22 protein-coding genes are annotated in these 18066 nt (G+C 66.5%); 13 read left to right on the top strand and 9 right to left on the bottom strand.

From position 1 onward, the window contains the following. Window positions 1-54 precede the first annotated feature (54 nt). The 4 genes from manD (at window position 55) to ABTZ43_RS06350 (ending at window position 3614) form a co-directional block, all read left to right on the top strand. On the top strand, window positions 55-1281 hold the full coding sequence (gene manD, locus ABTZ43_RS06365; RefSeq protein ID WP_314094815.1) for a D-mannonate dehydratase ManD: 1227 nt from the start codon (window positions 55-57) through the stop codon (window positions 1279-1281). Continuing rightward, window positions 1271-1915: a bifunctional 4-hydroxy-2-oxoglutarate aldolase/2-dehydro-3-deoxy-phosphogluconate aldolase gene (locus ABTZ43_RS06360; protein ID WP_350538213.1), complete on the top strand. Its 645-nt coding sequence runs from the start codon at window positions 1271-1273 to the stop codon at window positions 1913-1915. Before manD ends, ABTZ43_RS06360 begins: the two co-directional genes overlap by 11 nt. Beyond that, window positions 1912-2865 carry a sugar kinase gene (locus ABTZ43_RS06355; RefSeq protein ID WP_350538212.1) on the top strand — a complete coding sequence of 318 codons (954 nt, stop codon included), beginning with the start codon at window positions 1912-1914 and terminating at the stop codon, window positions 2863-2865. The genes ABTZ43_RS06360 and ABTZ43_RS06355 overlap by 4 nt, the downstream gene beginning before the upstream one ends. A gap of 137 nt (window positions 2866-3002) precedes the next feature. Then, complete coding sequence (locus ABTZ43_RS06350; RefSeq protein ID WP_350538211.1) at window positions 3003-3614, top strand: Pr6Pr family membrane protein; 612 nt, start codon at window positions 3003-3005, stop codon at window positions 3612-3614. Window position 3615: 1 nt separating this feature from the next. Here the strand turns inward: ABTZ43_RS06350 and arr are convergent, their stop codons facing one another. The 4 genes from arr to ABTZ43_RS06330 form a co-directional block, all read right to left on the bottom strand. Beyond that, on the bottom strand, window positions 3616-4026 hold the full coding sequence (gene arr / locus ABTZ43_RS06345) for an NAD(+)--rifampin ADP-ribosyltransferase (RefSeq protein WP_350538210.1): 411 nt from the start codon (window positions 4024-4026) through the stop codon (window positions 3616-3618). Window positions 4027-4178: 152 nt separating this feature from the next. After that, window positions 4179-4430 (bottom strand): hypothetical protein, encoded by a 252-nt coding sequence (locus tag ABTZ43_RS06340; protein ID WP_314094808.1) that lies wholly within the window; start codon window positions 4428-4430, stop codon window positions 4179-4181. Then, entirely contained in the window at window positions 4427-4663 is a 237-nt protein-coding gene (locus ABTZ43_RS06335; protein WP_056414305.1) for a hypothetical protein, read from the bottom strand. The genes ABTZ43_RS06340 and ABTZ43_RS06335 overlap by 4 nt, the downstream gene beginning before the upstream one ends. Window positions 4664-4740: 77 nt before the next feature. Then, complete coding sequence (locus tag ABTZ43_RS06330) at window positions 4741-5346, bottom strand: TetR/AcrR family transcriptional regulator C-terminal domain-containing protein (RefSeq protein WP_350538209.1); 606 nt, start codon at window positions 5344-5346, stop codon at window positions 4741-4743. 50 nt (window positions 5347-5396) lie between these two features. Here ABTZ43_RS06330 and ABTZ43_RS06325 point away from each other — a divergent pair, with 50 nt between their 5' ends. From ABTZ43_RS06325 to ABTZ43_RS06315, 3 genes are all read left to right on the top strand, one after another. Continuing rightward, window positions 5397-5717: a DUF952 domain-containing protein gene (locus ABTZ43_RS06325; protein WP_350538208.1), complete on the top strand. Its 321-nt coding sequence runs from the start codon at window positions 5397-5399 to the stop codon at window positions 5715-5717. Between the two features lie 49 nt (window positions 5718-5766). Continuing rightward, window positions 5767-6180, top strand: coding sequence for a hypothetical protein (locus tag ABTZ43_RS06320; protein ID WP_350538207.1), 414 nt, complete (start codon window positions 5767-5769; stop codon window positions 6178-6180). Between the two features lie 93 nt (window positions 6181-6273). Next, window positions 6274-7263: an aldo/keto reductase gene (locus tag ABTZ43_RS06315; RefSeq protein ID WP_350538206.1), complete on the top strand. Its 990-nt coding sequence runs from the start codon at window positions 6274-6276 to the stop codon at window positions 7261-7263. Window positions 7264-7279: 16 nt separating this feature from the next. Here the strand turns inward: ABTZ43_RS06315 and ABTZ43_RS06310 are convergent, their stop codons facing one another. After that, the gene (locus ABTZ43_RS06310; RefSeq protein ID WP_350538205.1) at window positions 7280-8077 is read right to left on the bottom strand and encodes a siderophore-interacting protein; all 798 of its coding nucleotides are present in this window, start codon (window positions 8075-8077) and stop codon (window positions 7280-7282) included. Between the two features lie 103 nt (window positions 8078-8180). On the opposite strand from ABTZ43_RS06310, the gene ABTZ43_RS06305 reads away from it, so the two are divergent. Continuing rightward, window positions 8181-8777, top strand: a complete 597-nt coding sequence (locus tag ABTZ43_RS06305; RefSeq protein WP_350538204.1) for an isochorismatase family protein — start codon at window positions 8181-8183, stop codon at window positions 8775-8777. Window positions 8778-8826: 49 nt separating this feature from the next. Here the strand turns inward: ABTZ43_RS06305 and ABTZ43_RS06300 are convergent, their stop codons facing one another. Further along, window positions 8827-10278 carry an LCP family protein gene (locus ABTZ43_RS06300; protein ID WP_350538203.1) on the bottom strand — a complete coding sequence of 484 codons (1452 nt, stop codon included), beginning with the start codon at window positions 10276-10278 and terminating at the stop codon, window positions 8827-8829. 185 nt (window positions 10279-10463) lie between these two features. Here ABTZ43_RS06300 and ABTZ43_RS06295 point away from each other — a divergent pair, with 185 nt between their 5' ends. From ABTZ43_RS06295 to ABTZ43_RS06275, 5 genes are all read left to right on the top strand, one after another. Beyond that, on the top strand, window positions 10464-11060 hold the full coding sequence (locus ABTZ43_RS06295) for an RNA polymerase sigma factor (RefSeq protein WP_350538202.1): 597 nt from the start codon (window positions 10464-10466) through the stop codon (window positions 11058-11060). After that, window positions 11057-11542: a hypothetical protein gene (locus tag ABTZ43_RS06290; protein WP_350538201.1), complete on the top strand. Its 486-nt coding sequence runs from the start codon at window positions 11057-11059 to the stop codon at window positions 11540-11542. The genes ABTZ43_RS06295 and ABTZ43_RS06290 overlap by 4 nt, the downstream gene beginning before the upstream one ends. Before the next feature lie 203 nt (window positions 11543-11745). Next, the gene (locus ABTZ43_RS06285) at window positions 11746-12210 is read left to right on the top strand and encodes a peptidase inhibitor family I36 protein (RefSeq protein ID WP_350538200.1); all 465 of its coding nucleotides are present in this window, start codon (window positions 11746-11748) and stop codon (window positions 12208-12210) included. A gap of 52 nt (window positions 12211-12262) precedes the next feature. Beyond that, window positions 12263-12880: an RNA polymerase sigma factor gene (locus ABTZ43_RS06280; RefSeq protein ID WP_350538199.1), complete on the top strand. Its 618-nt coding sequence runs from the start codon at window positions 12263-12265 to the stop codon at window positions 12878-12880. A 191-nt stretch (window positions 12881-13071) separates the two neighbouring features. Further along, complete coding sequence (locus tag ABTZ43_RS06275) at window positions 13072-13866, top strand: hypothetical protein (protein ID WP_350538198.1); 795 nt, start codon at window positions 13072-13074, stop codon at window positions 13864-13866. A gap of 60 nt (window positions 13867-13926) precedes the next feature. Here ABTZ43_RS06275 and ABTZ43_RS06270 read toward each other — a convergent pair whose 3' ends face one another. The 3 genes from ABTZ43_RS06270 to ABTZ43_RS06260 form a co-directional block, all read right to left on the bottom strand. Next, complete coding sequence (locus ABTZ43_RS06270; protein ID WP_350538197.1) at window positions 13927-14916, bottom strand: DMT family transporter; 990 nt, start codon at window positions 14914-14916, stop codon at window positions 13927-13929. A 101-nt stretch (window positions 14917-15017) separates the two neighbouring features. After that, entirely contained in the window at window positions 15018-15230 is a 213-nt protein-coding gene (locus ABTZ43_RS06265) for a hypothetical protein (protein ID WP_350538196.1), read from the bottom strand. A gap of 569 nt (window positions 15231-15799) precedes the next feature. Continuing rightward, complete coding sequence (locus ABTZ43_RS06260; protein WP_350538195.1) at window positions 15800-18046, bottom strand: peptidase domain-containing ABC transporter; 2247 nt, start codon at window positions 18044-18046, stop codon at window positions 15800-15802. Between the last annotated feature and the right edge of the window lie 20 nt (window positions 18047-18066).

Here is an 18066-nt window from a genome sequence, read left to right as displayed (position 1 = left end):
CGCGAGCCCGGCCCCCGCACCCCACTCCACCCCCACTGCTGAGGAACCCCTGCAATGACCATCGAGCTCGTCGACGTCACCATCACCAGCCCCGGCCGCAACTTCGTGACGCTGAAGATCACGACCTCCGACGGCATCACCGGCCTCGGTGACGCCACGCTGAACGGCCGCGAGCTCGCGGTCGCCGCCTACCTGTCGGAGCACGTCGCGTCGATGCTCGTCGGCCGCGACGAGGACAGGATCGAAGACACCTGGCAGTACCTCTACCGCGGACCGTACTGGCGCCGAGGCCCTGTGACCATGGCGGCGATCGCCGCGGTCGACATGGCGCTGTGGGACATCAAGGCCAAGAAGGCCGGGATGCCGCTGTACCAGCTGCTCGGCGGCGCCAGCCGGGAGGGCGTGCGGGTGTACGCCCACGCCTCGGGCACCGACTATGCGGCGCTCTCCAACGCGATCACCGGCTACAAGGAGCTCGGCTACACCGCGGTGCGCGTGCAGACCGGCGTGCCGGGTCTCGGTCAGATCTACGGCGTCTCGAACGCCGGACCCGGCGTGCGCTACGACTACGAGCCGGCCAAGCGCTCGGGTGCGCGCCCCGCCGAGGAGACCTGGGACACCCGCAACTACCTCAGCCACATGCCCGGGATCTTCGCCCAGATCCGCGAGGAGTTCGGCACCGATCTGCGCATCCTGCACGACGGACATCACCGGATGTCGCCCATCGAGGCCGCGCGCTTCGCGAAGGACATCGAACCCTACGACCTCTTCTGGCTCGAGGACTGCACCCCCGGCGAGGACCAGACCGCGCTGCGTCTGGTGCGCCAGCACTCCACGACACCCCTCGCGATCGGCGAGGTCTTCAACTCGGTGTACGACTACCAGACGCTGATCACCGAGCGACTGATCGACTACGTGCGCTCGGCCGTCACGCACACCGGTGGCATCACCGCCATGAAGAAGCTGCTCGACTTCGCCGCGATCTACGGCATCAAGTCCGGCATCCACGGACCCACCGACATCTCCCCGGTCGGCATGGCCGCCGCGCTGCACCTCGACCTGGCGATCCACAATTTCGGCATCCAGGAGTACATGCCCCACAATGAGAAGACCCTCGAGGTCTTCCGGACCTCGTTCACCTTCGACGAGGGATTCCTGCACCCCGGTGACCTTCCGGGTCTGGGTGTCGAGCTCGACGAAGAGGCCGCAGCCGCTCACGAATACACCAAGGCGTATCTGCCGGTGAACCGACTTCTCGACGGGACCGTACATGACTGGTGACACCCCCCGCATCGCGCTCCCGCCCCGCTCGGTCGACTCCCGTCTGATCGTCGTCGCCCGTGCGAAGCGGGCGGAGGACTACGACGCCGTTCTCGAGGTGCTGGTCGATGCCGGCATCCGCAGTGTCGAGCTGACGCTCACCACGCCCGGCACGTTCGACCACTTCCCCCGCCTGCTCGCGCAGTTCGGCGAGGTGGCAGATCTCGGCATCGGCACCGTCACGTCGTCGGCCGACCTCGGTCGGGCAGTCGACGCTGGTGCCCACTACCTGGTCACTCCGATCACCTCGACCGCGTTCGTGCAGCACGCCACGGATGCGGGTGTGCCCATCGTCCCCGGCGGCCTCACCCCGACCGAGCTGTTCGCGTCGTGGTCAGCCGGTGCATCGGCGGTCAAGATCTTCCCCGCAGGACAGGTCGGTCCGGCATACCTGAAGGACCTTCGCGGCCCGTTCCCCGACCTGGTGGCCGTGCCGTCAGGTGGCGTCGACCTCGACGGCGCCTCCGCGTGGCTCGCGGCCGGTGCGGTCGCGGTGAGCGTCGGCGGGCCCCTGCTCGGCGACGCCTTCTCGGGCGGCGACCTCGCCGCGCTGCGCGACCGGGCTCAGGCCTTCGTCGAGGTGTGCGCTCGATGACCTCGCCCTCCGTGGTCACCCTGGGCGAGACCATGGCGCTCATGCGCACGACCGAGATCGGTTCGCTGCGGCATGCTCACGCGATGGCGCTCGGCATCGGAGGCGCGGAGAGCAACGTGGCGATCGGTCTCGCCCGCCTGGGTGTCGCCGTGTCGTGGCTCGGACGGGTGGGCGACGACTCCCTCGGCGAGCGCGTCGCGCGGGACATCAGGGCCGAGGGCGTCGACGCGCGCGTCATCGCCGATGCCGGAGCCCCGACCGGGCTGATGGTGAAGGAGCGACCGTCTGCATCGTCGACCGCCGTGCAGTACTACCGAGCGGGGTCGGCCGGATCCCGACTGCACCCCGACGACCTGCCCGACGGGTGGATCGCCGCCGCCTCGCTGCTGCACCTCACCGGCATCACCGCACTGTTGTCCGAGACGGCGCGTGCAGCGCTGCACTCAGCCATCGATCATGCGCGGGATGCGGGGGCCACCGTCACGTTCGACATCAACTACCGTTCTGCGCTGGCATCGGCCGAGACGGCCGGTCCGGTGCTGCGTGAGCTCGCCGAGCGCGCCGACATCGTGTTCGGAGGCGCCGAGGAGTTCGCGATCCTCTACCCGGGGCTGTCGGCCGACGAGGCCGCAGCGCGGCTCCGTTCCGCGGGATGCGCGACGGTCGTGCTCAAGCGCGGCCCGGAGGGCGCGTCGGTCCTCACCGACGGCTCGGTGGTCGATGCCCCCGGTTTCTCGATCGATCCGATCGACACGGTCGGTGCAGGAGATGCCTTCGTCGCGGGCTACCTGAGCGGTCTGCTCGACGGCCTCGACGTCGAGCGCACTCTGCAGCGCGCGAACGCCTGCGGCGCGATGGCCTGCCTCGTGCCCGGCGACTGGGAGGCCGCGCCGTCGCTGCGCGACCTCGAGCGCTTCCTCGACGGCGACGCCGACCCGGTGCGACGCTGAACGTCGCGCCCGCGGCGGCATCCGGAACTCGGGTCTCCGAATCCCCCCGCACCCCGCTGTTCGCTCACGCCGCACTGAACTCCCGACCGGTCGCGCTGGTCTATCGGATCATCGCTCTCGCGGTCATCGTCACCGGCGTGGTCCGGCATTCCGACGTGCTGACCGGAGCCCCGAACGGGACGACGCTGCTGTTCTACACGATGGTCAGCAACCTGCTCTGCCTCGCCTGGGTGGCTCTGCTCGTCGTGCGCACGGCCCGCGATCTGCGTGAGGCGGGGGCATCCGGCACCTCGACGCCGAGTCCGCGAGCAAGCGGAGCGGTGATGATGGCGATCACCGTCACGATGCTCATCTACCTGGTCGTCCTGGTGCCGGCGAGATTCGCCGACGGCGACTCCGACATCTTCTCGCTGACCGACAACCTCATCCACATCATCACGCCGCTGCTGGTGATCGTGGACTGGCTGATCTTCGTCCCCAAGGGCGCGTTCCGGTGGGTCGATCCGCTGCTGTGGACGCTCATCCCCTACGCCTACCTCGTCTGGGCCTTCGTCTACGGAGCTCTCGGCGGGGAGTTCACACCCGGCCAGAAGTACCCCTACCCGTTCATGGACGTCGACGTCCTCGGAGTCGGCGGCGTCGCCCAGTGGATCGTGGCGCTGACCCTGGCGCTCATCGTCGTCGGCCTGGTGTTCGTGGTGATCGATCGCACCCTCGCCGCCCTCGCACGGCGCATTCCCCGCCGCTGACTCAGTTGATGATCTCGCCGCGCTCATCGTCGCGGATGGCGGCGAGCCGCTCCCGCCACGCGGCGAGAGCCTCCGGCGTCAGGCGAGTCCAGTCGTGCACCTCGCGGATCACTCGCAGCGATGCCGTGCTGCGGTATGACCGGGTCGGGTTGCCCGGGAACTTCTTGTCGGTCACGTTCGGATCGTTCTCGAACTCCCCGGTCACCTCGACCTCGTAGACACGCGGCTCGCGGTCGCCGGGCGCGAGCTCCGCAGCAAGGCCGGCACCGTCGGCCACGGCCGTGAAGTAGATGTGGTTCATCACGATCTCAGGGCGATAGTTCGAGCGGAACCCTGCCGTGAGCAGGTCACCCGGTCGCAGGTCGGCCTTGGTGCCGTGGAAGAAGGGGCCGTCGTCCCGTACGTCACTCACCGCAGAAGCCTACGACTGCTCCGCGCGCTGCGGAAGGCCGCCTCGCGCGGGGCGCGCGCGTAGGGAGGAGAACTGCGTGTGGGGAGGAGGGGATGTCGCCTCCGCTCCTCCCGACGCGCAGTTCTCCTCCCGACGCGCGGTTCTCTCCGCCGTCAGTCCTCCGAGCGACGGGTACCGACGCCGGGTTCGTCATTGTGCACCGACTCGTCAGCCACGGATGACTCCGACGACGGATCGACGCGTACCGCGCCGGACCCGCCCGAGTCCGCGCCTGCTCCTCCGGCGGGGGTATCCGTCACCTGTCCGGGGTCGTCGCCGTCGCGCTCCTCGATGAGCGCGGCGATGCCCTCCTCCGAGGGCGCGGCTCCCCCGGCAGGGGCCGTGCCTTCGTGGCCGTCGCTCACTCGGTGCCGTCCCGCAGGTCGGTCGGGGCGTCCCCGCTGTGCGGAGCCCCCTCGTCCTCGGGCGCGAGATCGCCCTGACCGTTCTCTCCGATCTCCGCGTCGAGGGGATCGTCTTCCTGAGTCTGGGGCTGCGCGGTGTCCGTCGGGAACGTGCCGTCGCGGAAGTCGTCGACGGGGGGAATCCCGGGCATCTCCGGCGGGAAGCTGTTGGCGAAAGCATCGATGTTCGACATGGTGGCCCTCCTCGTGTGGTCGGATCTCCATGATCGGGGAGAGACCGCGGCGAGCGCAGGGCGGTTGACAGGCGCGGTCAGGACGAGGAGGATTCCTGCCCTTGACGCGCCGGATCGGAGGAGCCCAGGCCGAACGCCCGGAGCACCTCGTCGACCTGCGCGTCGATCTCAGGGAGGGAAGGGGTGACGGCCAGGCCCAGCAGTCGACGTCGATGCGGCTCACCGAGAAGAGCGGTGAAGAGCAGCGCGGGCGAGACCGGCGCGTCTGCGGGGAGGTGCGCGGCGAGGAACCCCTGGGCCCGCGCCGGCCCTTCCTCGTAGAACTCGCGGGCGAGAAGCGGATGCAGGGCGGCGGCACCGGTGATCGCACGGTGCACCCCGACCGCCTCGTCCCCGAGCAGATGACGAAGGATGCCGCGGGCTGCCGATCGCAGGTCGGCCGCCCCGTCTCCGGCATCTCCGAGGTAGGCGTGCTGTCGGCGGACCGCCGCGCGCACGAGCCCTGCCCGGTCGCCGAACACCGTGTACAGCGTGCGCTTGGCGACGTGGGCCTCGGCGGAGACGCGGTCGAGGGTCAACGCCTCGAGCCCCTCCCCGGTCAACACGGCGACGACGACGTCGACCACGCGCTCATCCCTGGCACCTGCCTCTGCCGCGGAGGGCCGCCCGCGCTTTCCCGTCATGGGCATACTCTACCATTAATGCTACGGAACCGTTTCATTAAGGAGTTGTCATGTCCGATCTGATCCACCACATCGCCATCCAGGACGACTGGGAGATGAGCCGAGGGTTCGGCGAATACGTCGTGTCGACCCGGGGCGTGCATCTCGACGACGCGGGGTTCATCCACGCCACCACCGCAGATCGGCTCGACGAGGTGATCGCCGCCCGCTTCAGCGACCTCGCACTCCCGCTCCTCGACATCGCGATCCGCCCCGAGGGGCTGGCCGCCGAGGGGATCGCCGTCGAGTGGGTCGATGGATTCCCGCGCATCCTCGGCGCAGTGCCCATGACGGCAGAGGTCGTGGCCTCCGAGACTCCTCTCTCGCGCTGACCCGCCTGCCGGCACTGCGGGAGTCGCACCGGTCGTCTATCGTGTGCGCATGAACCGTTCTCCTCTCCGCCCGTCGAAGTGCGGCGTTCTCGCTCTCGGCACGATCACGCTTCTCGCGGGCTGCATGAACGCCCCGACCGTCGACGTGCTCGCCAGCGGCGAGTCGGCGCCCCTGCCCGCCTCCGTCGGCGCCGACCAGCGCGACAGTGTGGTCCCGGATACGGCGCGCCTGCTCGGCGAGGACTCCGAAGGGCACACCTATTACGTGGTCGAGGCGCGCGAGCAGACGGGTCTCGGCAGCATCTGCCTGGTGATCGACGGCGTCGACCACGGACCGATGATGGGATGCGGGGCGATGCCGATCGAGGTCGGCACCGACGGCGTCCGAGCTCGGCTCAGCGTCGAGGTCAGCCCCGAGCGGAGCGGCGAGAAGATCGGCGAGTACCTCCGGGTCTTCCTCTGACACACGCGACCCCCGGGATCCGGCGGTCCGCGCCCTGCCGCCGCACACCGTGAGAGCATCGATCCGACACCACGAATTCGAGGGAGATCTCAGATGCTCGACACGGCAGACAGCGTGAGGCTCGGCAGCTCCGGGCTGCGGATCTCGAACGTGGTCCTCGGATGCATGAGCTTCGGCGCACCGGACCGGGGCGCGCACGGGTGGTCGCTCGACGAGGAGACCAGCAGGCCGCTGATCCGGCAGGCACTGGAGGCCGGGATCACGACGTTCGACACGGCCGACGTGTATTCCGACGGCACCAGCGAGGAGTTCGTCGGACGGGCGCTGCGCGATTTCGCGCGCCGCGAGGAGGTCGTCGTCGCCACCAAGGTGCACGGCCGCATGGGACCGGGTGCCAACCAGGCCGGACTCAGCAGAGCGCACATCCTGTCGGGCATCGATGCGAGCTTGAAGCGGCTCGGCACGGACCACGTCGACCTCTACCAGATCCATCGCTGGGATCCCCAGACGCCGATCGAAGAGACGATGGAGGCGCTGAATGACGTCGTCCGCTCGGGCAAGGCCCGGTACATCGGGGCGTCGTCGATGTGGGCGTGGCAGTTCGCGAAGGCCCAGCACACCGCGCAGCAGAACGGCTGGACGCGATTCGTCTCGATGCAGGACCAGTACAACCTGCTGCAGCGCGAGGAGGAGCGGGAGATGCACCCGTTCTGCCTCGACGCCGGGGTCGGTGTGCTGCCATGGTCGCCCCTGGCGCGAGGCAGGCTCACGCGCGACTGGGACGAGAAGACGGCGCGCACGGCGACGGACGCCTTCGGTGCGACGCTCTACCGCCGTGAAGAGGAGTCGAACCGAGCCATCGTCGAGGCCGTCGCTCACGTCGCCGAGGAGCGAGGGGTCTCCCGTGCACAGATCGCGCTCGCGTGGGTCGCGCAGCAGTCCGCGGTGACCGCGCCGATCGTCGGTGCGACGAAGGCGTCGCACATCGACGACGCCGTCGCCTCCGCCGGCATCCGGCTCGAAGACTCCGAACTGAAGCAGTTGCAGGCCGCGTACACGCCACGGGAACCCGAAGGGTTCTGAGGCGCGGCCAGACCGCCTACTCGATCTGGCCGATGGGCTCGCGCTTCTCTGCCTGGAACTGGTCTTCTGCGCGGCCTCGGGCCCAGTACGCCGAGATCGACAGCCGCTCTCGCGGCACGTCGTGCTGCTTCAGCAGCGCCCTGACCTGCTTGATCGTGCCGCGCTCACCGTGCGCGAAGACACCCGGGTGCCCGTCGGCCCAGGGCAGGTCGGCGAGCACCGTGAGCAGCTCGTCGTCCGTCTCGGTCCACCGCAGAGTCACACCGGACGGGACGTCGGGAAGGATGCGGTCCGCGGGATCCGCCACCGTCAGGACGACGTGCCCGCCCGCATCCGCCGGCATCGCCTCGATCGCCGACGAGATCGCCGGAAGTGCCGTGTGGTCGCCGACGAGCAGGTGCCAGGGCGACTCGGGGTCGGGCCGGTAGCCGCCACCGGCGCCACTGACGACGATCGTGTCGCCCGGCTTCGCCTGCCGAGCCCACGGACCCGCGATCCCCTCGTCGCCGTGCACGACGAAGTCGATGACCAGACGTCGCTGCTCGGGGTCGGACGAGCGGATCGTGTACGTGCGGGGCGTGGGCAGCTTCTCCGGACTCTGCGCGCGCAGCTGCGCGAGGTCGTACGGCGGGGTGAGCCCGTGTCGCGGATCGGCGAACAGGATCTTGACGTACTTGTCGGTGTAGACGTTGTCGGTGAAGTCCCCGTACCCGTCGCCACCGGCCGTGATCCTCACCAGCTCGGGACTGACCTGCTCCACCTTCTCGACGGCGAGGACCGCCTGGCTGGGCGTACGTCGGGGCTGTTCCGGCATGGCATCTCCTGGATCATGAAACTAAGGCTCCCCTAAGTCTGCCCTCTCCCCGCGGTGGCGGGGCCATGTTGACGGTGTCGGACACCCCGCGCATACTTCGAGGATGACCACCTCTGCCACTCTGCGCGCCCTCGGCGGCACCGTCGATCGGCCCGCGGCTCTCGCGGCATCGACCGTCGTCCTCGTCGACTTCCAGAACACATACACCCGCGGCGAGATGGAGCTCGAGGGGTGGGATGCCGCGCTCGACGCCGCGGCCGACCTGCTCTCCCGTGCCCGCACGGCAGGCGCCACGGTCATCCATGTGCAGCACGACGGCGGCGCGGGCTCTGCGTACGACATCCGCGACGACATCGGGGCGATCCATGAGCGCGTCGCCCCCATCGACGGCGAGGCCGTCGTCGTCAAGAAGGCGCCGAACTCCTTCGTCGGCACCGAGCTCGGCGACCTCGTCGACGCCGCGGGTCACGAGGATGTCGTGATCGCCGGGTTCATGACCCACATGTGCGTGAACTACACCACCGAGGGCGCGTTCCTACGCGGCAACCGGCCCACGGTCGTCGCCGCGGCGACCGCCACCCGAAGCCTTCCGTCGGTCGCCGGCGACGTGCCCGCCGAGCAGCTGCACCGCGCGGCCCTCGCGGGCATCGCCGATCTCTACGCCACCGTCGTCGCGAGCGTCGACGACCTGGGTCGCTGAGAAGGCGACCTGGGTCGCTGCGAAGACGACGCGAGTTCGAGGCCCTGCGCTATCCCACGCACAGATCGGTGTCGGCGCTGCGACTCACCGCGTCGACGGGCCGCGACGGAGGCGGTGTCGCCCGGGGCTGGGAGGTCAGCTCGGTGTAGTCGGCTCCCAGCAGGATCTGTACGCCATCGACGTCCCCTGTCTGCACCGTGACGGCGAGTCCCAGCTCGGAGGCCAGCGCCTGCGCGGTCTGCTGTGCGTCGGGGGTGTCTGCGGCCGTGATCACCGTGAGGTCTGACGGGTCCGCATTCGCGAGCCCCGACACCGTGTATCCGTAGCCCGTCGCGTCCTCCGACACACGGGATGCGAGGCCTGCGACGCCAGCACCGTTGAGGATCTGCACCGGGGCGGTGCGCACCGTCGTGTCGGGCGCGACCTCGTCGGTGGTGAGCACGAGCGGCGCGTCATCGACGAGCGCGCGGAAGATCACATCGGCATCCGCCGTCGGCACGACGCGATTCGGATCCTCGGGTGCCGGGACCGTGGGCATCGTCACGAAGGTGACGCTGCTCATCGGCACATTCGCCACCCTGGCCGCAAGACCCGCGAGATCGGTCAACCCGCCGAGCCCTGGGTCGACCGTCATCGAAGAGGTCACCGCGTCGAGGAAGGCGTAGAGGCGGTCGGGGCGCACGAGCACGTCGGACTTGGTCGCCTTCTGCACGATCGCCGAGAGGACCATCTGCTGGTGACCGAGGCGGGCGATGTCGCTCTCCTCGGCGAGCGCGTGCCGCGTGCGGGCCAACGCGAGCGCCTGTTCGCCGTTGACCGACTGCGCACCGGCGGGCAGGTCGAGGCGTGCGTGACCATCCTGCAGCGGCTCGGGGAGGCACACGTCGATGCCGCCCATCGCATCGACCATGCCGATGAACCCTTCGAAGTCCATCTGCACGAAGTGATCGATCGTGACGCCGGTGAGCTGCTCGACCGCCGCGACCGAGCACGCCGGTCCGTACTCCAACGCGGAGTTCAGCATCCCGTATCCACCCCCGTACGAGCCACGTCCGGTGTCGTCGCATGCGGGCAGGTCGACGACGGTGTCGCGAGGGAGCTGCACCGCATCGATCCGGGTGCTGTCGTTCGAGACGTGAGCCAGCACCATGGCGTCGCTGCGTTCGCTGCCGTCGTCTTCGCCGAACCCGTCGGACGCGAGCGCCCGGGAGTCGGATCCGAGCAGCAGGATGTTGAGGTCGCCCTCCGCCAGCTGCGGCTCACCCGTCGACGTGTCGGGGTCGGAGCGCAGCGGGGCGGTGGTGATGTTCCCCTGCAGCTGGGCGTAGACGACGGCCCCCACAGCGACCACGGCCACGACGACCAGCGCGCTGATGGCCCCGATCAGACGTCCGCGACGCCGACGCGGTCGAGCTGCCGGAACGGCGGCGGTGTCGGTCGGGAGATCGCCCTGCGAGGGGTCGTTCAGGGGATCGTTCTGGGGGGAAGCAGGCGGTCGCACTGGATCACACCATCACGACCGGGGCCGGATCTCAAAGCGGCCCGCCGCATTCACAGGTCCTGTGCGGGGTTTTCCGAGGCGGGTTCAGCGGCTCCAGCGGCGGTGGCGGTAGCGACCTGCACCCGAAAACCGACGCCTAGACTTGACGGGGTCTGGACATCGACCGTGACGTGTGAGGTGAAATCGTGTCGGAGGGGCTCACGCTCGACCCGCCCACTGACGGCGAGCTCCTCTACCGGCTGTCCCGTGGCGACGAACCGGCTTATCGTTGGCTGCACGAGCGGCACCAGATGCCGGTCTTTCGACTGTCGCTCGTGCTCATGCCCACCAGCCGGGATGCGGAGGAGGTCGCGGCGACCGCCTTCTTCGAACTGTGGCGCAAGCGCGACAAGGTTCGGGTCATCGACGGCTCCGTGCTGCCCTGGTTGCTGGCCACCACATCCGTCATCGCCAAGAACGGCTTGCGGGCCCGGCGGCGATATCACCGTCTACTTCGGCGCGTTCTGCACGACGGCGACGTTGCAGATCACGCGGATGAGGTCGCCCGGGCGATGGATTCCATGAGGATCTCAGAGAGTGTCCGTCAAGAGCTTCTTCGCCTGAACCCGCGCGAAGCAAGCGTCCTCGTCCTCTGCGTCATCCATGAGCTCCCGGTCGCCGAAGCCGCGCTCGTTCTGGGGATCCCCGAAGGCACCGTCACGTCTCGGCTGTCTCGGGTGAGGAATCGGGTGCGCGGGGAGCTCCATGAGTACTCGCCGACGGCAGAGGAGGCGAACGCATGAGTGAGCGGATGCCTCACCACCGGGAAGTGCAGGACCTCCTCGTCGAGCAAATGCGCCGCGATCTGTCGCGCCCGAAGTGGTGGACGACCATCTGGGGCCGTCTGTCCATCGCGGGCGGCGTCCTGGCGATCGCCGGCGCCGGCATTGCCGGCGTCGTGCTGCTCGACGAGCGCCCCGTGACTGAGACGACCATCGTTCATTGCCTCGAAGGCCCGTACCGAAACTCCGACGGGACGCTGTCTGGTGCATCGGCGAGTGTTGCCACCCCGGACGGCGTCGTCGCGATCACGGATGCGGAAGCGATGTGCATCCAGATGTGGGAGGGCGGTGCCTTCGAAGACAACGACCCGCTGTCGGCGACCCCGGTACCTGGAGTCGCGCCCGAAGAGTTCACGACGTGCGTCACCGACGAGGGCGAGGCCGCGGTCGTGCCGGGGGTCATCGAATGCTCGGTGCTCCGACTGCATCCGTTCCAGAGCTAGCCGCAGCGGTCGCGTCGTCATCACGGGACGCTGACGCCCAGCGGCGCCCGGCAAAGCGCGCTGCGGAAGACAGAGGCCATGCCGCCGGCCTCGAATTTTGTCTGCAAGGAAGTCCCGGTTCGCGCAAAGGGGTGGAGGTCGAGAACCGAGCGTCCCGTCAAGACTGAGGTGATCACCTCACCCGACACACGAATCGAAGTGCCATGAAGTCAACGCTCGTTGTCACATTCGCTGCGGCCATGATCCTTGCGGGGATCACGACGCAAGCACCAGCGACAGCCGCTGAGCAACGGATGCATCCAGACGTGGCGTACGCTCTCAGCGCCGTACCAGGAGGATCCGTCATCGACAGCCATACGGTGGTCTGGCCGGACCTGAATATGACGTTGTCCGTTGTCGTGCCGTTCAGTCGAGCCGCCGTCGGAAGCTGCGCAAGCGGTCAGTTCTGCGCGTATTCGGGTGCAAACTTGAGCGGCTCCAAACTCACTTGGAGCGGTTGCACTGAAGTGAGTACAGCTGCGCTGAGCAAAGTCGGCTCGATCGCGAATGCCCGGTCGTCCGGCATCGTTCGCGCACACAGCGCGGCCGGAGTGACACTGGCCTCTGCCTCTGCAGGCAAGTCCGCGAAAGTAGTGGGAGCTGCTACGACACTGCGATGCACCTCGTGAGGTTGGTCGGGCTACCCTGGGTGCGGACCAGTCGGTGAGGTGAGCAGAGACCATGCTTCAAGTGGGTTTCTCACTCGGGCTACCGCTAGCTCGGATGACGCCTTACAGTTCCGCAGAAGTCTCCAGGGCCGGGCGGTCGCGCAATGCGAGAGAAGCATTGGGAGCGGGAAATATCGATCCCGCTCATAAAGACGCTGTCTTTCGGCGGCTCTTCGACGGGTACTTGCATCGGGTTCGTCGGCATCTGAGCTGCTTCATCGAGAACGAGGATGAAGTCGACGAACTCACGGCGGAAGTCTTCGTGATCGCGTGGCGGAAGCTGGACCCCACCCAGCCGATGACGTTGGCATGGTTCCTACGAACCGCGAACAACAAACTGCGTGACCGCACGCGCCGGTCGCGCTCTCGTGATCGTGCCTTGGACGCTCTTGTTCGAGGGTTGGAGAACCCCACCGAACCTTTGGACCCGATGGAGGTTCTCGCCCTCCGCGCCGCCGTTCGCTCGTTGAACGCACGAGAGCGGCAGGTGGTCGTTCTCACATACTGGGATGACCTCAGTGCCGGCGAGGTCGCTCAGGTACTCCGCACCACACAGAACGCGGTGTGGACGACACTCACGCGAGCACGAACAAAGCTCCGGGCGCAACTGGACGGGGGTGCGGAGTCATGAACCCCTCCGACGCCGACCTTGATCGGCTGTTCCGGGCAGCGAATCCGGACCCGAAGCGAGGCGATGTCCGCCTGACCGCCACCGAGATCTCGCTCCGCGAGAGCATCATCCGCGGTGAGACCCAGAAGAGACACTCTCGTCGCCCGCGCCGGGGGCTTTTCTGGGCGGGCCTCACCACAGCGACCGCCGCAGTGGTCGTCATCGCTCTTGTCGCGGTGGGTGTCCTCAATCCTGCACAGCAGGCTGTGGCGCTCACCCCTCCGCCACTTTCCTATGCCGCAGCCTCTCCTCTGGACGAGGTCATGGGCGAGGCCGAGACCGCATTGCGCACGCCCCCCGACACCGCCCAGGTGCCCGGTGTGCACTCAGTCGTCTGGGGGTGGAGCGTTCAGATGGACACCGATGAGGTCGAGATCGTACCGCAGGACGTCACCTTCACCTGGGCGCCCGGCCAAGGATCCAGGACCACGATCGTCGCGGGCGAGTCCTATTGGTCTGAGAATGAACGGCCCGACGGAGTCGGTCCGAGTCCGTACTCGCCCGGCGATCTCATCGACGAGGTCGTCACCCCGGCAGAGGAGTTCACGCTCCCTGCAGATGCGTTGAATCTGACCGGAAGCTCACCGGCAGACCTCGAGAAGGCGTTGGTGGTGTTCGGTGCAACGCCGGATGCATCTTCCGGTGAACTCTTCGCCGCGGTGACCGGCCTGCTCGACTATTGGACTCTGAGTGACGAGCAGCATGCGACGATCCTGAAGCTTCTCGACGACGCCGGAGGTCTCACGGTCAGAGGGGAGACGACGGATCGCCTCGGCCGCGACGTCATCGGTGTCCAGGTTTCTCAGGTGATTCCCGAGCGTCGAGAGACGTTCTTTATCTCGGAAGACACTGGGCGCATCGTGGGGATGGAGAGCGAGATTATAAAGCCGCTCGACGGCCTACCCCTGGGGGTCATCACGTACGCGATGTGGGATGCGGGTCGGTAGGGCGTGCTTTCGTCACAGGAAGTTGAGGCCAAGCTCAGCGTGTGGTTCCCACCCAGCCGTTCAGCCCCGTCCCGTGTGCGCGTCAGCACCCGATTCCGCAGTGGTGGGTTGCTCGGAGTCCCGCGCCACCACGGGATGATGTCGAGCCAGAGCGATGACTCCCCATATCGCAAGTGATCCGGCGCCAACGAAGATGACGAGCGTCCACAGCGGAACGCCCGACAGTTCGCCAAGGACTGCCATAGCCAGCACGACAGCGACAAGCGGGTCGACGACAGTCAGCCCGGCCACAACGAGGTCCGGTGGGCCCGAACTGTACGCCGACTGGACGAAGTAACCCCCCAGAGCTGCCGCCACAACGAGGGAACCTCCGCACAGTGCCAGAAACTCGTCGACCCGCCCTTCCTGGAGACGATCGATGAGCACTTTGGCCAGAGTTGCAACGAACCCGTACAGAATCCCTGCGGCCGAGACGTAGAAGAGCGCCGCCAATCGGCGACGAAGGAGAATCCACACGGAAAGAAGAATGATGGTGACCGCGAGCAGTATCGCGAGAATGAGGAGAACATCCTCGTTCGTGACGGCGCGCTTGGTTGCATGCTGAGCGGCGAGAGCGACAAAGACGGCAATTCCGCCGACGCACGCAGCGATGGCGATCCAGGACCGCTTCGTCGGCTGGATACCGGATGCGCGTGCGTTCAACATCGTTGTCAACAGAAGCGCTACGACTCCCAGCGGTTGGACGACCATCAACGGAGCTACGGAGATGGCTCCCAGCTGGCAGATCACGGCCAACCCCAATAGCAGCGTCCCCGCCAACCAGGACGGACGGGTCGCCAATGCGAGGAGATGACTCAAGTTGAGGCCCGAAGAGGCGCGTCCGCCGACATTGCGCTTGACCTTCTCCACGCCGCTGTGTTGATACTGCGCTCCGAGGGACATGCAGAAGGCTCCAGCAAGAGCCAGCGGGATTCCGAGCAGAAGAGTAAGGTCTTGGAACACGCTGGTGAGCGATTGCTCGGTCACGCTGGTCATGATCGATGCAGTCACCCCTCCACGCTACGGGGTCGCCGAAGTAACGTCATCGAAAGGCACGAGCGGCGTCGCCCCGGTCGCGCCGACATTCGGGCACGACCTCCGTCACTCCTGAGTCAGACGTGGTGTCGACGGGCTCGGCGCCGCGACGTCACGGCGAGGATGATGGCCACGACGAGGCACAGAGCGCTTCCCGCACCGAGCGCGATGTCCTGGGTTCGAAGCGTCCCGATACCGGCGGAGGCGTCGACCTCATATCCGTACGCAATCACACCGAAAACCCAGGCGATCAACAAGACTATGCCGGCCGCGAGCAGTCCCCAGATCACGAATCGATTGTTTCTCTTCATGTGAATCACCAGTTACATAGCTGGGGGTTGATACCGCACCAGTATTGCGGGTCGAGCTCGACGTGACGCTGACGGCATCGTGCGCCCTGTGGACACCGTCACGGATGTGCGTGAAGCACTGTCGGCTGACTCGACGTGACACGAGGGTCGGTGGACGGCTTGTTTCCGATGACGAAGCGCTATCCAAGAAGGCGCGGACATGTCGGATGCGACAGGAAGAGCCGGTCAGAAATAACTTCTGACCGGCTCTTCCATGTACGAACAGATGGCCCTGAATAAACGAACAGGACCTGCTGTGGCCGTGTTCGTTTATTCCTCGATGCCTTGAGGCTCAAGGGATCCGAGAGAGTAATTCTCAAGGCAGTTCCACGCTAAGCCTTGGAAATTTCCGCGGCCACCGCGTTTCTCCAGATCAGAGCTGCTTTCATCGTGCGCCGAAACGGAGCCTCATCAGTCCACTTCAGATCTAGAATCGCAGGCTCAGCCGACGTATCCGCCACGTAGACCGGAGCGCGGGCGGGGACGGGACCAGTGGCTCTGGGCTCGGATCAGTCGAGGTACTGCATCGCGCTCACCTGCTGCGCCTCAGCGCCTCGGCGCCGCGTGGACAGGTGACGTCGCTTCCGGAAGTCAGGTACCTGGTCGTTCTGGAGACGCCACATCTTGGCGTATGCGCCCTGAAGCTCAATGAGTTCATCGTGGGTTCCCGATTCGACAATGCGGCCCGAGTCCAACACGAAGATGGCGTCGCAACCTGACACGGTCGCGAGTCGGTGCGCGATGAAGACTGCTGTCGAATCACCGACATGGTCGTAGATTGCCTGCATGACTTCGACCTCGCTTGTGGGATCGAGATCGCTGGTGACCTCGTCGAACACATACAGGTCGACGCGCTTCATCAGCACTCGAGCGAGCGCGATACGGCGGCGTTCACCGCCAGACAACCCCATGCCGCCTTCGTCCAGAACTGTCGCAGCGCTCTGAGGTAGGCGGGCGACGACGTCCGCCATCCCGCACTTTCGGAGGGCCGAGTATGCCTCGGCGTCGCTCGCGTCGGGATTGGACATCTTGACGTTCTCCAGCACACTCCGCGCGTAAAGCTGCACGTTCTGAGGGCAGTATCCAACCGCTCGCCGAATATCCTTCGGATCGAGATCACCGACGTTCACCGGGCCGAAGCTGATGGTGCCCTGGTCAGGGTCATGCACCTTCAGAAGCATCCGAGCAATCGTGGACTTCCCGCTGCCGCTGGATCCGACGAACGCGACCTTCGACCCGGGCGCGATATGGAAGGAGAGGTCTCGGAGGGTTGGCTCACGCAGCGAGTATCCGAACGACACCTCGTCGAAAGTGATGTCCCCCGTGGACGCGATAGCCCCTCGCAGCTCGTCGGACGAATCTGGCTCCGATTCGTAGTCGAGGATCTCGCCTACCCGTTTCAGCGCAAGGGCCGCCTCCTGCCAGCTGAGCTGCAGCCCGATGAGACGCGTAACTGGATCGACGAAGAAGTTGGCCAGCGCGATGAAGGCCATCAGCGTTCCTATGGTCATATCCTCTTGCAGGATGCGAGATGTGCCCAGGATGAGAAGTATCAGGCCCACGAATGCCTGCGCGAGACCCATGATGGATGACTGCGCGTTGTCGAGCATTCCCTCTTTGAACGAGATGCGGAGGCTCCGCACGTACTCGCGCTCGAGCCCTTCCATCTCACGCTTCTCGTTCGCCTCGATCTTGACCCCCTCGACGCCTTTCAGGCCATCGATGATGCGCGAGTTGAGGACGGATGCTTGAGCCATCTGTTTCTGGTTGACGTTCTTGAACGGCACCCGGAATGACAGGATGAGCACGACGGCGACGATCACGAACACGGCGATGACGAAGAAGAGCGTCTGGTCCAGTGAGTACAGGACCACGCCCGCTATCACCGCCATCACGACGTCCATCACGACCGTGAGGGCAGCGCCAGTCAGGACATTCTTGATGGTCATGGCGTCGCCGAACCGAGTGAGGATGTCGCCGACCGGCCTGCTTGCGAAGAACCGGAACGGCAGGCCGTAGATGTGTCGGAAGAATCCCAGGATCAGTGGCAAGTCGATCCGTTGGGATAGGTGGAGCACGATCCACTGCCGCACGAACTGCAGCAGGTTCTGCACAATGAACACGGCTCCGAACAGCAAGAACACCGGCATGAGCAGGCTTTCGAGGCTGTACGGCACGACCTCGTCGAAAAGCACCTTCGTCACCATCGATCCCGCGATGCCGAGGATCGTGAGAATCAGGGAGGCGAGGACCGCCCAGACGAAGAGACTCATCTGCGGCGTGAGCAGCCGGACGAACCGTGCGAGGTTGCTCCGTTGTTCCCCTGCGTTCTGGACAAACTCGGATCCTGGTGCGAGAAGGACGAGGATTCCCGAGAAGTCTTTGAGGAACTCACTCTGACGCGTCCATCGCGCTTTCTCGGCCGCAGGGTCTCCAATCTTCACTCGCTTGCGTCCGACTTTGTGGAGGACCACGAAGTGGTTGACTGAGCCCGGCAAGGTGACATGTGCGATGGCAGGAAGCGTGAAGCTCGACGAGAGCGCTTCCTTTTCAATGCGCACGGCGGATGTTTCGAACCCTAGAGCCTCGGCCCCGTTGACGAGACCCCGGATGGTCGTGCCCTTGATCCCGGTACCCAATGCGTCGCGAAGTTGCGTGATCGACGTCTGGCGGCGGTAGGTGGACGCCACTGATGCGAGACAAGCCGCGGCGCAGTCGGACTGATCCAGCTGGCGGACGTGTGTTGCTCTAGACAATTCAGTTCCTGTCTGTCCAT

Source organism: Microbacterium sp. NPDC097977 (assembly GCF_040302605.1).
GTDB lineage: Bacteria > Actinomycetota > Actinomycetes > Actinomycetales > Microbacteriaceae > Microbacterium.
The sequence above is the reverse complement of the archived record's forward strand: the minus strand, read 5'-3'. Positions and strand labels throughout refer to the sequence as shown.

What these genes read in the sequence shown, in the direction of transcription:
- ABTZ43_RS06315 (WP_350538206.1), top strand. Translation starts at nt 6,274, where the DNA reads ATGCTCGACACGGCAGACAGCGTGAGGCTCGGCAGCTCCGGGCTGCGG.
- ABTZ43_RS06280 (WP_350538199.1), top strand. Translation starts at nt 12,263, where the DNA reads ATGCTTCAAGTGGGTTTCTCACTCGGGCTACCGCTAGCTCGGATGACG.
- ABTZ43_RS06325 (WP_350538208.1), top strand. Translation starts at nt 5,397, where the DNA reads ATGTCCGATCTGATCCACCACATCGCCATCCAGGACGACTGGGAGATG.
- ABTZ43_RS06285 (WP_350538200.1), top strand. Translation starts at nt 11,746, where the DNA reads ATGAAGTCAACGCTCGTTGTCACATTCGCTGCGGCCATGATCCTTGCG.
- ABTZ43_RS06360 (WP_350538213.1), top strand. Translation starts at nt 1,271, where the DNA reads ATGACTGGTGACACCCCCCGCATCGCGCTCCCGCCCCGCTCGGTCGAC.
- ABTZ43_RS06290 (WP_350538201.1), top strand. Translation starts at nt 11,057, where the DNA reads ATGAGTGAGCGGATGCCTCACCACCGGGAAGTGCAGGACCTCCTCGTC.
- ABTZ43_RS06335 (WP_056414305.1), bottom strand. Translation starts at nt 4,663, where the DNA reads ATGTCGAACATCGATGCTTTCGCCAACAGCTTCCCGCCGGAGATGCCC.
- ABTZ43_RS06320 (WP_350538207.1), top strand. Translation starts at nt 5,767, where the DNA reads ATGAACCGTTCTCCTCTCCGCCCGTCGAAGTGCGGCGTTCTCGCTCTC.
- ABTZ43_RS06355 (WP_350538212.1), top strand. Translation starts at nt 1,912, where the DNA reads ATGACCTCGCCCTCCGTGGTCACCCTGGGCGAGACCATGGCGCTCATG.
- manD (WP_314094815.1), top strand. Translation starts at nt 55, where the DNA reads ATGACCATCGAGCTCGTCGACGTCACCATCACCAGCCCCGGCCGCAAC.
- ABTZ43_RS06330 (WP_350538209.1), bottom strand. Translation starts at nt 5,346, where the DNA reads ATGACGGGAAAGCGCGGGCGGCCCTCCGCGGCAGAGGCAGGTGCCAGG.
- ABTZ43_RS06310 (WP_350538205.1), bottom strand. Translation starts at nt 8,077, where the DNA reads ATGCCGGAACAGCCCCGACGTACGCCCAGCCAGGCGGTCCTCGCCGTC.
- ABTZ43_RS06305 (WP_350538204.1), top strand. Translation starts at nt 8,181, where the DNA reads ATGACCACCTCTGCCACTCTGCGCGCCCTCGGCGGCACCGTCGATCGG.